This is a genomic window from Corynebacterium tuberculostearicum, assembly GCF_016894265.1.
GTDB classification, from domain to species: Bacteria; Actinomycetota; Actinomycetes; order Mycobacteriales; family Mycobacteriaceae; genus Corynebacterium; species Corynebacterium tuberculostearicum_D.
In genome coordinates this window covers 176,298-190,564 of sequence record NZ_CP069791.1, presented here as the reverse complement: position 1 = coordinate 190,564, position 14,267 = coordinate 176,298, and the positions used below count along the sequence as shown (strand labels likewise).

Here is a 14,267-nt window from a genome sequence, read left to right as displayed (position 1 = left end):
TAGCCCCCATGCTGCCCAAGTCCCGCATTTTTTCCGTCCTGCTCCTAGGCCTCGGCGTCGCGCTTATCGCCGCCGGTATTGTGGCGCCGGCGTTTTTGGATTACTCCCCGCGGCTGCCGCTGAACCTGAAAAACAGTACGTGGACACTGCACGATGATTCTGCGGATTCGCAGCAGCTGTCCAAGGACGGCACCACGCCGTATTCGGGCCCCATGACCTACCAAATCAACATGGATATCCAGGAGCCCTCGGACGATGAGAAGGCCACCGTGCGCATCGGTGAGACCCGCATGCGTGGCGAGGGGGAGGGCCTCAATGACCTGAGCCAGGCCCAGGTGTGGACGTACCCCGTGGATCGCCTGAGCGGCGAGGCGGCGGGGGAGGCCACGTTGAGCCACACACTTGCGACCCCGTCCGACACGGTGACTGTGGACGGCTATTGGCTCAAGTTCCCAGCGGACGCGGAGAAGACTAACTACCCGGTCTTTGACCCGACGCTGCGCAAGGCCGTCGATGCGGTCTTTGAAGAAGAAACCACGATGGACGGCCGCACGGTCTACCGCTACCACCAAGAGATCGAGCCGACCAACGTCGCGCAGCTCTTTGCGGCCGATGGCAATACCACCAGCTTGCCCAAGGAAGGCGGCGGCGAGGAGCAGGGCTACCTGACCCACTCCGGCAGCCGTGACTTCTATGTGGACCAGCAAACCGGCCTCGTGGTGGGCATGGATATGGATATCGATGATTACTACGCGGACCGCGAGGGCGTGGGCCGTGAGCGCGCCTTCGTCTTTAATGGCTCTACCTCCGAAGAGGACCAGCAGGCGCTGCTCAAAGAGGCGGCAGAATTCCCGCGCGACCGCGTGGCGGAGATCGTGCGGTGGGGTGCCATCGGCCTCGGTGCACTTTTAGCCCTGCTCGGAATCATTGGCGCATTGGGCCTATTTGGCGGCAAGAATAAGCATGCCCGCTCGCGCCATAACCGCGGGCGCATCGGCGGGAGCGCGGTGCCGGCGAGCCGGTAAAAGCGCAGCTGGAAAACAAAATCGCCGCCGGGGTTGCGGTGTATTGAGATTTTAGTGGTAGGGTGCTCGGTGGTTGTCGCGCACAGTCGCGCGACGGGGACGCGTTAGCGCCGCGGCGAGCACGAGCTTGCCCCCTAGCGCGGTAGCGACACGCCCCAAGAGTGGTGTGTCTTTACATGGCAGGTCTTTTCCTATAAGCTGTTTCGTTGCGCTGGAATCTGGATCTTCGGTGCACATTTAGCCTTTCAGGCCGGTGATGGCAAAACCGACTTGACAAGGTGATTTTGTGCATTCTGAACCCAGACACTCCACAGCAGACCGAATGCTAGAATTACCAGCGGTTTTGCGGCTCGTCGGCCAGGGCGAGCTGGCAATCCGCGTGAGGTGCTGGAAGGACCCATCTTGGCAGTCTCCCGCCAGACCAAGTCAGTGGCCAATATCCCCGGAGCCCCGAAGCGATACTCGTTTGCAAAAATCAGCGAGCCTATCGCCCTGCCGGGTCTCCTTGACGTACAACTTGATTCCTTTGATTGGCTCGTTGGCGCGCCGGAGTGGCGCGAGCGCGAGCAGGCTGAGCGCGGCGATGACGCCCGCGTGACGAGCGGCCTCGAGGACATCCTCGAAGAGCTCTCGCCGATTGAGGACTACTCGGGCAATATGTCCCTGTCCCTCTCGGAGCCGCGCTTTGAGCCGGTGAAAAACACCGTTGATGAGTGCAAAGAAAAGGACATCAACTACTCCGCGCCGCTGTACGTGACCGCAGAGTTTATTAATAACGACACCCAAGAGATTAAGTCGCAGACCGTCTTCATCGGCGATTTCCCGATCATGACGGATATGGGCACGTTCATCGTGAACGGTACCGAGCGTGTCGTCGTCTCTCAGTTGGTGCGCTCCCCGGGCGTCTACTTCGATCGCTCGATCGATAAGTCCACCGAGCGCCCGCTGCACTCCGTGAAGGTTATTCCTTCCCGCGGTGCATGGTTGGAGTTCGACGTCGACAAGCGCGACACCGTTGGCGTGCGCATTGACCGCAAGCGCCGCCAGCCGGTAACCGTGCTGCTTAAGGCACTGGGCTGGAGCGAAGAGCAGATCAAGGATCGCTTCGGCTTCTCCGAGCTCATGATGTCCACCCTGGAGTCTGACGGTGTAGCGAACACCGATGAGGCACTGCTGGAGATTTACCGCAAGCAGCGCCCAGGCGAGCAGCCTACCCGCGAGCTGGCACAGTCCCTGCTGGATAACTCCTTCTTCCGTGCAAAGCGTTACGACCTGGCAAAGGTCGGCCGCTACAAAATCAACCGCAAGCTGGGTCTCGGCGGCGACCACGATGGTCTGATGACCCTGACCGAGGAAGACATTGCCGTCACCCTCGAGTACCTGGTCCGCCTGCACGTAGGCGAGCGCGAGATGAAGGCACCAAACGGTGAGATGATCGCCCTGCACACGGATGACATCGACCACTTTGGTAACCGCCGCCTGCGCACCGTAGGTGAGCTCATCCAGAACCAGGTCCGTGTGGGCCTGTCCCGCATGGAGCGCGTTGTGCGCGAGCGCATGACCACCCAGGATGCGGAGTCCATCACTCCGACCTCCCTGATTAACGTGCGCCCGGTCTCTGCTGCTATCCGCGAGTTCTTTGGTACCTCGCAGCTGTCCCAGTTCATGGACCACAACAACTCGCTGTCCGGCCTGACCCACAAGCGCCGCCTGTCCGCACTGGGCCCAGGCGGCCTGTCTCGTGAGCGCGCCGGCATTGAGGTGCGAGACGTTCACGCTTCTCACTACGGCCGTATGTGCCCGATTGAGACTCCCGAGGGCCCGAACATTGGCCTCATTGGTGCGCTGGCGTCCTACGCCCGCGTGAATGCTTTCGGCTTCATTGAGACCCCGTACCGCAAGGTTGTGGACGGCAAGATCACCGACCAGGTGGAGTACCTCACCGCCGATGAAGAGGACCGCTTCGCTATTGCTCAGGCCGAGGTCGAGCAGGACGCAGAGGGCAACCTCACCGGCGAGCGTATTGAGGTCCGCCTGAAGGACGGAGATATCGGGCTTACCGATGCCTCCGGTGTGGACTACGTTGACGTCTCCCCGCGCCAGATGGTTTCCGTGGGTACGGCCATGATTCCGTTCTTGGAGCACGACGATGCTAACCGTGCCCTCATGGGTGCGAACATGCAGAAGCAGGCCGTGCCGCTGGTGCGCTCCGAGGCTCCGCTGGTGGGTACCGGTATGGAGCAGCGCGCTGCGTACGACGCTGGCGACGTTGTTATCACCCCGAAGGCCGGTGTGGTCGAAAACGTCACCGCTGATGTCATCACCATCATGGATGATGAGGGCCAGCGCGATACCTACATCCTGCGTAAGTTCGAGCGCACCAACCAGGGCACCAACTACAACCAGACCCCGCTGGTTTCCATGGGTGAGCGCGTAGAGGCCGGCCAGGTTCTGGCCGATGGCCCTGGTACCCACAATGGTGAGATGTCCCTCGGCCGCAACCTGTTGGTTGCCTTCATGCCGTGGGAAGGCCACAACTACGAGGACGCCATCATCCTCAACCAGCGCATCGTGGAAGAGGACATCCTGACCTCCGTCCACATCGAAGAGCACGAGATTGATGCTCGCGATACCAAGCTGGGCGCTGAGGAAATCACCCGCGAGATCCCAAACGTCTCTGAGGACGTCTTGAGCGACCTGGACGAGCGCGGCATCATCCGCATCGGTGCCGACGTCCGCGCCGGCGACATCCTGGTGGGTAAGGTCACCCCGAAGGGTGAGACCGAGCTGACCCCGGAGGAGCGCCTGCTGCGCGCCATTTTCGGTGAGAAGGCCCGCGAGGTCCGCGATACCTCCATGAAGGTGCCGCACGGTGAGGTGGGCAAGGTCATCGGCGTTGCCCGCTTCTCCCGCGATGATGATGACGATCTGGCCCCTGGCGTCAACGAGATGATTCGCGTCTACGTGGCCCAGAAGCGCAAGATCCAGGACGGCGATAAGATGGCCGGCCGCCACGGCAACAAGGGCGTTGTGGGCAAGATTCTGCCGCCAGAGGATATGCCGTTCATGGAAGACGGCACCCCGGTAGACATCCTGCTGAACACCCACGGTGTGCCGCGTCGTATGAACATTGGCCAGGTCCTCGAGGTTCACTTGGGCTGGTTGGCACACGCCGGCTGGAAGGTCGACACCGAAGATCCGAAGAACGCCGAGCTGCTCAAGACCCTGCCGGAGGAGCTCTATGACGTTCCTGCGGATTCCTTGACCGCGACCCCAGTCTTCGACGGTGCTACCAACCACGAGATCGAGCGCCTGCTGGCTTCCTCCCGTCCTAACCGCGACGGCGATGTGCTGGTAGATGAGAACGGCAAGGCCACGCTTTTCGACGGCCGCTCGGGCGAACCGTACAAGTACCCAATTTCGGTTGGCTACATGTACATGCTCAAGCTGCACCACTTGGTCGATGAGAAGATTCACGCCCGGTCCACCGGTCCTTACTCCATGATCACCCAGCAGCCGCTGGGTGGTAAGGCCCAGTTCGGTGGCCAGCGCTTCGGCGAGATGGAGGTGTGGGCAATGCAGGCATACGGCGCTGCCTACACCCTGCAGGAGCTGCTGACCATCAAGTCCGATGACGTCGTCGGCCGCGTGAAGGTCTACGAAGCCATTGTTAAGGGCGACAATATTCCAGATCCGGGCATCCCTGAGTCCTTCAAGGTGTTGCTCAAGGAGCTGCAGTCCCTGTGCTTGAACGTGGAAGTTCTCTCCACCGACGGCACGCCGATGGAGCTGTCTGGCTCTGATGACGATGACATGGACAGCCCATCGCTTGGCATTAACCTGTCCCGCGATGAGGGTTCCTCCGCTGACATCGCCTAATTAGTTTCTTGGTCCACCGCGGGGTAAGTCCCCGCGGTAGGGCATAAACGTTCCATTCATACAAAGCCATCAATTCCTCGACAACGAGGATGAAAGGGAGACATTACGTGTTTGACGTAAATCTCTTCGACGAGCTCCGCATCGGTCTGGCCACCGCAGACGATATTCGTCGCTGGTCCAAGGGCGAGGTCAAAAAGCCTGAGACCATTAACTACCGCACCCTGAAGCCGGAGAAGGACGGCCTCTTCTGTGAGCGCATCTTCGGCCCCACCCGTGACTGGGAGTGCGCTTGTGGTAAGTACAAGCGCGTCCGCTACAAGGGCATCATCTGTGAGCGCTGTGGCGTTGAGGTCACCAAGTCTAAGGTCCGCCGTGAGCGCATGGGCCACATTGAGCTGGCCGCTCCGGTAACCCACATCTGGTACTTCAAGGGAGTTCCTTCCCGCTTGGGCTACCTGCTGGACCTGGCTCCGAAGGATCTCGAGCGCATCATCTACTTCGCAGCCAATATCATCACCTCCGTGGATGAAGAGGCTCGCCACAACGATCAGTCCACCCTGGAAGCAGAAATGCTCCTGGAGAAGAAGGACGTTGAGGACGATACCGAGTCCGAGATCGCCGAGCGCGCCTCCAAGTTGGAGTCTGATCTGGCCGAGCTGGAAGCAGCCGGTGCCAAGGCAGATGCCCGCAAGAAGGTGCAGAATGCTGCCGATAAGGAAATGCAGCACATCCGCGAGCGCGGCGAGCGCGAAATCGCCCGCCTCGATGAAATCTGGAATACTTTCATCAAGCTAGCTCCGAAGCAGATGATCATTGATGAGACCATCTACGAAGAGCTGGTGGACCGCTACGAGGATTACTTCACCGGCGGCATGGGTGCAGAAGCCATCCAGACCCTGGTCCGCAACTTCGACCTCGAGGCTGAGGCCGAGGAGCTGCGCGAGATCATCAACAACGGCAAGGGCCAGAAGAAGATGCGTGCCCTGAAGCGCTTGAAGGTTGTTGCGGCCTTCCTACGCTCCGGCAATGATCCGGCTGGCATGGTGCTGGATGCTGTCCCGGTTATTCCACCAGAGCTGCGCCCGATGGTGCAGCTGGACGGTGGCCGCTTCGCTACCTCCGACCTGAACGACCTCTACCGCCGCGTAATCAACCGCAATAACCGTTTGAAGCGCATGATCGACCTGGGTGCACCAGAGATCATTGTGAACAACGAGAAGCGCATGCTGCAGGAGTCTGTAGACGCGCTCTTCGATAACGGCCGCCGCGGCCGTCCGGTCACCGGTCCGGGTAACCGTCCGCTCAAGTCTCTGTCTGACTTGCTCAAGGGCAAGCAGGGCCGCTTCCGCCAGAACCTGCTGGGTAAGCGCGTGGACTACTCTGGCCGTTCCGTTATTATCGTTGGTCCGCAGCTGAAGCTGCACGAGTGTGGTCTGCCGAAGCTCATGGCTCTCGAGCTATTCAAGCCATTCGTCATGAAGCGCTTGGTAGAAAATGACTACGCCCAGAACATCAAGTCCGCCAAGCGCATGGTTGAGCGCCAGCGCCCAGAGGTGTGGGACGTTCTGGAGCAGGCCATTTCCGAACACCCAGTGATGCTCAACCGTGCGCCTACGCTGCACCGCCTGGGTATTCAGGCCTTTGAGCCGAAGCTGGTTGAGGGTAAGGCTATCCAGCTGCACCCGCTGGCTTGTGAGGCATTCAACGCCGACTTCGACGGTGACCAGATGGCAGTCCACCTGCCACTATCCGCTGAGGCACAGGCTGAGGCCCGCGTCCTGATGTTGGCTTCCAATAACATTCTGTCCCCAGCATCCGGTAAGCCACTGGCCATGCCGCGTCTGGATATGGTTACCGGCCTGTACTACCTGACCATGGACAAGGCCGAGGACGAGATCGGTGGCAACGGCCGCTTCCGCGAGGCAGAAGAGGATAAGCCAGCAACGGGCGTTTACTCCTCCTACGCCGAGGCCCTCATGGCCTATGACCGCGGCACCGTTGGCCTGCAGGCTCCGATCAAGGTCCGCATCGATCACCTTCGCCCGCCGCAGGAGATCGAGGAGGAGCAGTTCCCAGATGGCTGGACCAAGGGCCAGGCATGGATGGGCTACACCACCATTGGCCGCGTCATGTTCAACGAGCTGCTGCCATGGAACTACCCGTACCTAGAGGGCATCATGGTCCGTAAGGGCGGCGGCTCCGGCAACAAGGTCCTCATCGGTGACGTGGTCAATGACTTGGCCAATAAGTACCCGATGATCACCGTGGCTCAGGTGCTGGACAACATGAAGGATGCCGGCTTCTACTGGGCAACCCGTTCCGGCGTGACCATCACCATGTCTGACGTTCTGGTTCTGCCGAATAAGACCGAGATCCTCGAGTCTTATGAGAAGGAAGCAGAGCGCATCGAGCGCAAGTACTGGGAGCAGGGTGCTCTGACCGAGCGCGAGCGCTACGATCGCCTGGTTGAGCTGTGGAAGGACGCTACCGACACCGTCGGTGAGGCCGTCGAGAACATGTACCCGGACCACAACCCGATTCCGATGATTGTGAAGTCTGGTGCTGCCGGTAACATGCGTCAGATCTGGACGCTGGCCGGTATGAAGGGCATGGTTGTGAACTCGCACGGTGATTACATCACCCGTCCGATTAAGACCTCCTTCCGCGAAGGTCTGTCCGTGCTGGAGTACTTCAACAACTCCCACGGTTCGCGTAAGGGTCTGGCCGATACCGCACTGCGTACCGCTGACTCCGGCTACCTCACCCGTCGTCTGGTGGACGTGGCCCAGGATGTCATCGTCCGTGAAGAGGACTGTGGCACCCGCCTAGGCGTCCAGGTGCCAATCGGCGAGGAGTCCGGGGACAAGGTTGTTCTCTCCGAGCTGTGGGAGACCTCTGCATCGGGCCGCGTTCTTGCGACCGATGTCAAGGGCGAAGACGGCGAGGTTGTGGCCGAGGCCGGCTCTGACCTCACCGAGGAGCTCACCCAGAAGCTGCTTGACGCTAAGGTCACCGATGTCAAGGTTCGCTCCGTGCTGACTTGCCAGACTCCGGCCGGCGTATGCGCCAAGTGCTACGGCAAGTCCATGGCTTCCGGCCAGCTTGTCGATATCGGCGAGGCCGTCGGCATTGTGGCTGCGCAGTCCATTGGTGAGCCGGGTACCCAGCTGACCATGCGTACGTTCCACCAGGGTGGTGTCGGTGGCGATATTACCGGCGGTCTGCCGCGTGTTCAGGAGCTCTTCGAGGCCCGTAACCCGAAGAATCGCGCTCCTATTGCCTCCGTTGACGGCACCGTCTCCCTGTCCGATGAGGGCAACTTCTGGACCTTGACCATCACCCCGGATGATGGCTCTGATGATGTGGTCTATGAGAAGCTCTCCAAGCGTCAGGGCCTGGCTCAGGTCCGTCGCCCGATGGAGTCCAACCCGGATGCGATGATCGAGCGCTCCCTCAAGGACGGCGACCACGTTGAGACCGGTGACCGCCTGATGCGCGGTGCGGCTGACCCGCACGACGTGCTCGAGGTCCTCGGCCGCCGCGGCGTGGAGCAGCACCTCATTAATGAGGTTCAGGCTGTGTACCGTACCCAGGGTGTGGCTATTCACGATAAGCACATCGAGATCATCATCCGCCAGATGCTGCGCCGTGGCACCGTCATCGATGCTGGTACCACGGACTTGCTGCCGGGTAATCTCATTGACCTTTCTGAGGCCAAGCAGCTCAATGCTGCCCAGGTTGCAGAGGGCGGCGAGCCGGCTCAGCTGCGCTCGGAGATCATGGGTATTACCAAGGCTTCCTTGGCTACCGAGTCCTGGCTGTCCGCTGCATCGTTCCAGGAGACCACTCGCGTGCTTACCGACGCCGCTATTAACAAGCGCTCCGATAAGCTCATTGGCCTCAAGGAGAATGTCATCATCGGTAAGCTCATCCCGGCTGGTACCGGTATTTCCCGCTACCGCAATATCTCCGTCAAGCCGACCGAGGCTGCACGCAACGCTGCATACTCGATCCCAACTTACGGCGATTCCATCTACGGCGATGACGGCTTCGGTGAATTCACCGGCGCTTCCGTCCCGCTGGATGAGGATTTCACCTTCTAAGTAGAAGCGAGGCAGCAACGGACTAATTGCTGCCTCAACAGAAAGCGTGTCTGGATTCCCAGGCACGCTTTTTTCATGTCCAAAACAGGGAATATAAAAGACAATGCATTGCCTTCCAAGAATCAAATTTAGGGGACTTATCACACACTTAGCTTGGACAGAGAACCTTAAACACCGCTGACTAGGAGAATTGCGGAAGGTTGCGAATGTATACAATGTTAACCAGTGATAATAATGTATTTAGATGACGTCATAGCTTGCGGTATCCAGCGGATTTCAATAATATGACAGTCCGAGAACAGTTCAGAATCAGCTAAAAGTCAGTTTCGCGTACGCCCGAGCACAGGTTGCTAGGCATACTCTTGTTCTCTGATGTTCCCTAATTTTTCTTAAGGAAGGACTTTTCGTGAAAATGAAGAGTTTTAACGGCGTAACTCGCCGTCGCGGCACCACTATTGCTGCCGCCGCTCTCTCTGTTGCAATGGTAGGACCGTTCGTCCATGCGGTTACTCCAGATTACGCTGTCTCTGCAGCAGCTTCGACGCCAGATCAGAAGGCTGAAACGAACCCAAATAATACTGGCAATATGTACCCGGGTGTGAATGCCGACGGCATTTACCAGACTTCTGTCGGTGAGCCGCGCTACACCTTTGAGCCGCCGAAGAAGAAGGCTGGCACGATTGAGTCCGGCACCACGCAGGATGACACGGATTCCATCCAGGGCTTCGTGCTGAATACCCGCAACGGCAATATGTTGGTCAACCCGGACACGAAGAACTACCGTCCGATCCCGATGGAGGGCGTGCGCGTGTACGCCGAGTGGGTGGACAAGGGTGGTTACACCTCGCCGACCTACACCACGGTGACCGGTCCGGATGGACGCTACGCGATCAAGATGCGTCCGTTCTTCGATGCGCTCGGTAAGGAGCACAAGTTTGACGCTGACCCGAACGCACCGCAGAAAGAGAAGATCCGTGTCTGGGCTGAGAACCCGGACGGCGAAACATTCCAGCAGGTCTTTAGCTACAACGATGGTTTCCTGGGCCCGCTGGCCGACACGATCGATACGCAGGGTGTGTCGACGCAGTGGCTCGTTGGCGAGAACCGCGTGAATAATGTGCGTTTCTACTACGGTGAGAAGCCGAAGAATGATGTCATGCACAAGATGGACCAGGCTGTGGAGAACCCGGTGAAGTCTTCTGGCCAGGGTGGCCAGGTGCAGGGCAAGGCCTTCTGGGAGCAGGATCACACGCAGGGTGTATTCACCTGGAACTTGATGAATACCCTTAACAAGGGAGACGTTGCCGCTGAGGGTCTGAAGGTCTACGGCTCCTACCTGTCGGACTACGCAATCAACAAGATTAAAAACGAAGCGCCGGCAGCAATCGGTGTTGATGAGATTCCTGATGGGGTTAACGGTAGGTCGCCGGATGCGGGCTGGACCCGCGACAATGAGGCTGCTCTGCAGAACTGGATTAAGCGCGAGATGGCCGCGGACACCGAGAAGGATCCGGTGACCGGCAAGTTCGGCAAGGACCGCTGGATCGCTGAGACTGTCATGGCGACGGTCGGCGCGGACAATGACTACACGCTGCAGTTCAACGGCACCTTCGGTACCGGATTGGCGCTCAACGACGGTCGTGGAACTAGGGCTGGTGGCAACCCTCTCACCCGTAATGATGGCACGAAGGTGCCGTTCCCTGATGGTTCCGAGCACGTCGCATGGGATCTGCTTGGTACTGTGGCACCGTCCCCAGAGTACGGTACATTCTCGAAGAGCAACAACGGCAATGTGCCGGAGGAAATGCCGAAGCACGTCAACTGGGATTGGCTGTTCGTCTCCACCGAGGATGTGCCGGGCTTTGGTGTCCAGACTCCGTGGCAGACTAACGGCTACCTTGATCATTGGCGCTACAACACCGGCGACGGTTGGAATGCGGTCAAGGTGGGCGAGCACCTGAACACTTCGTTCCTTTCTCTGTACGCGGACTACATCACGTTCGATGTGACTCCGTACGACACCGCTGAGAACTGGGCGAAGCCGGGTGATGTGGCTGAGACGGACACCAAGGGCGTGCCCACGAAGTTCGCTAACAATCTCAAGTACGAAATTGAGTGGGTCAACACTGACACCGGTAAAGTCGTTGACACCAGTGAGCCGTTGAAGGCGGACGCGAACGGTGAATTGCCTTCCTTCCCGCTGGACACGGGTGATGAAGATCTGTTCCCGGACGGCATTGACAAGACCACGACGTTCCGTGCGGACCTCTACCCGGTTGATATCGACGAAGACAACGCCCGCGGCAGCCGTATCGCCGCTGACTCCTTCACTGTGCTGGTCGGTTGGGCTCCGGTGTACGAGGAGACTGAAGGTGCTCCGGGTGAGCCGCTGGAGTCAGGTGTTCCGACCTTTGACAACACCACCACTACCGATGAGGTGGAGTCGGAAAAGGGCGAGGACCTGCCGTCGCCGGTTTCCAAGTTCGAGCTTCCGGGTACGTTCGAGGAGCCTGAAGGCTACACCGTTGAGCTGGACGAGGCCACTGGTGAAGTGACTCTGACCTTCCCGGAGGGTGCAGAGCCGGGCACCAAGTTTGATGTTCCGGTTGTTGCAGTCTTGGAGGATGGCACCAGGACTGTCGGTTCCGCTCCGTTCGAGGTCGAGGAAGCAACGCCTCAAACAAAGCAGAACGACGAGTTCGAGCCGGAGTACAATGACGGCACCGGTAAGCCTGGTGACGATGTCAAGATCGACAAGCCTGAGTTCAAGGACAAGGACGGCAAGGACACCAAGGCTCCTGAGGGCACCACGTTCAAGCCGGGCGAGGATGCTCCTGAGGGCGTAAAGGTTGATGAGAACACTGGTGAGATCACCGTTCCGGTTCCGGAGGATGCCAAGCCTGGTGACAAGATCACCGTTCCGGTTATTGTGACTTACCCGGATAAGTCCACCGATACTGTTGATGTCACTGTTGACGTAAACGACCCGAACATTGCTGTGACTGTGGATGCTATCCCGAACATGAAGGTTCAGCGTGGTGAGAAGGAGGTTTCCATCCCGGTTAGGGCTACTGATGGTGCTGAGGTAACTGTTGATGGTTTGCCGAAGTTCTTGAAGTACAACCCGGATACCAAGGCTATTGAGGGCGATGTTCCTGCTGATGCTGAGCTGGAGACTTGGAAGGACATCACTGTTAAGGCAGTGCTGAAGGATGATGAGGGTAAGGATATTACCGCTACTGATTCCTTCGACCTCACCGTAACCGAGCGCATGATTGAGGATCCGGACACCGATGGTGACGGTATCCCGGATTCCCAGGATCCGGATATCGACGGTGACGGCGTCAACAATGCTGACGAGAAGGCTGCCGGTACCGATCCGAAGAACCCGGATACCGATGGTGATGGCGTCAACGATGGTGACGAGGACACCGACGGTGACGGCATCAAGAACAAGGACGAGTCCGAGGTTCCGGTTGGGCCGGACGGTAAGGAAATCCCGGGTGAAGCCGAAATCACCGATAAGGACAAGGACGGCATCCCGGATATCGTCGACCGCGATAACGAGGACGGTCCGGAGGGTGATAAGGACGGCGACAAAATCATCAACAAGGAGGATCCGGACGCTGATGGCGACGGTGTTTCCAACGATGATGAGAAGGAAGCTGGCCTTGATCCTCTGAACCCGGATACCGATGGTGACGGCATCAATGATGGTGACGAGGACACCGACGGTGACGGTAAGAAGAACAAGGATGAGTCTGAGGTTCCGGAGGGCTCGGTTGAGGATAAGGACGGCGACGGCCTTGGCGATACCGGTGTTACCGATAAGGATCCGGAGGACGGCGAGGCTGATATCACCGATGGCCCGCTGACCAATGACACCGATAACGACGGCATCCCGGATGCGGTTGACCCGGATATCGATGGCGATGGCGTCAACAACTCTGACGAGAAGGCTGCCGGTACGGACCCGTACGACCCGAAGACTAAGGATAAGGACGGAAACAAGACTCCGGACGGTGAAAAGGACACCGATGGTGACGGTAAGTCCAATGCTGAGGAGTCTGACCCAACCGTTGATGAGTCCAAGGACTCTGATGGCGATGGCATCCCGGATATCATCGATAAGGATGATGAGGATGGTCCGAAGGGTGATAAGGACGGCGACAAAATCATCAACAAGGAGGATCCGGACGCTGATGGCGACGGTGTTTCCAACGATGATGAGAAGGAAGCTTGCCTTGACCCGCTGAACCCGGATACCGATGGTGACGGCACCAATGATGGTGACGAAGACACCGATGGTGACGGTAAGACCAACGCTGAGGAGTCTGAAGTTCCAGAGGGCTCGGTCAACGACGAGGACGGCGACGGCCTTGGCGATACCGGTATTACTGACAAGAACGACAACGGTGTTGCGGACCTAGTAGAGAATTCGGATTCGGACACGGACGAGCCGAATTGGAACGACTCTAAGACGACTCCGGGTGAGTCCGTAGAGATTGACAAGGATCCTAATTCCGGTGACGTTAAGCCTGGCACTACCGTTGAGGTAACTGACGGTCCGGGTACCGCTGAGATTGATGAAAACGGCAACATCACTGTGAAGCCGAATGAGGATGCCAAGCCTGGCGACAAGATTGTCGTTGAGGTCAAGGATCCTGAAGGCAAGGTGATTGACACTGTTGAGGTCGCCATCGAAGAGAAGGATGAGTCTGGTTCCAGCATTACTGATGGCTCCAGCATCCTGGATGGTTCTTCCAACGTTGATTGGGAGCGCTGTGCTCCGGCTGCTGCCGGCCTTGGCTTGCCGCTGCTGTTCCTGCTGCCGATTGGTCTGGCTTCCCAGATGAACATCCCGGGCTTCTCCCCGCTGGTAAAGCAGGTCTCTGCACAGATTGATGGCATCAACCGTCAGCTGGGTCAGAAGAATGCTCAGCTGCAAAAACAGCTGGGTATCTTCAATGGCCCGCTTGCAAAGCAGGCTAACCAGATTGACCTGATGCTGAAGAAGGTTAGCCCAGAGGCTGGCCGCATTGGTGGCGGAATTGCTCTGGCTGCGGCTGGCGCACTGGCACTGGGATTGCTCATCAACTCCTGTGCTCCGGGCGCTGGTTCCTCCAGCTCTTCCAGCTCCTCCAAGTAATCGTGAGTGCGGGATCGTTTAGAGTCTTGCACTTCCGCGCCACGGGAAGGGCGTAATCTTCCCACCGATTAGGGAACGGTATTGGCCGTTAGCCCAGTACAGTCCGTAGCG

Annotated in this window: 4 protein-coding genes; all 4 read left to right on the top strand. The window is 58.7% G+C overall.

All coding sequences use genetic code 11. The features are described 5' to 3' along the window. Nucleotides 1-8 precede the first annotated feature (8 nt). The 4 genes from I6J28_RS00965 (at nt 9) to I6J28_RS00950 (ending at nt 14,156) form a co-directional block, all read left to right on the top strand. Entirely contained in the window at nt 9-1,025 is a 1,017-nt protein-coding gene (locus tag I6J28_RS00965; protein ID WP_204610275.1) for a DUF3068 domain-containing protein, read from the top strand. Between the two features lie 384 nt (nt 1,026-1,409). Beyond that, nucleotides 1,410-4,904, top strand: a complete 3,495-nt coding sequence (locus I6J28_RS00960; protein WP_204610274.1) for a DNA-directed RNA polymerase subunit beta — start codon at nt 1,410-1,412, stop codon at nt 4,902-4,904. Between the two features lie 107 nt (nt 4,905-5,011). Next, nucleotides 5,012-9,007 (top strand): DNA-directed RNA polymerase subunit beta', encoded by a 3,996-nt coding sequence (locus tag I6J28_RS00955; RefSeq protein WP_204610273.1) that lies wholly within the window; start codon nt 5,012-5,014, stop codon nt 9,005-9,007. Nucleotides 9,008-9,419: 412 nt separating this feature from the next. Further along, nucleotides 9,420-14,156, top strand: coding sequence for a YPDG domain-containing protein (locus I6J28_RS00950; protein WP_204610272.1), 4,737 nt, complete (start codon nt 9,420-9,422; stop codon nt 14,154-14,156). Nucleotides 14,157-14,267: the final 111 nt, after the last annotated feature.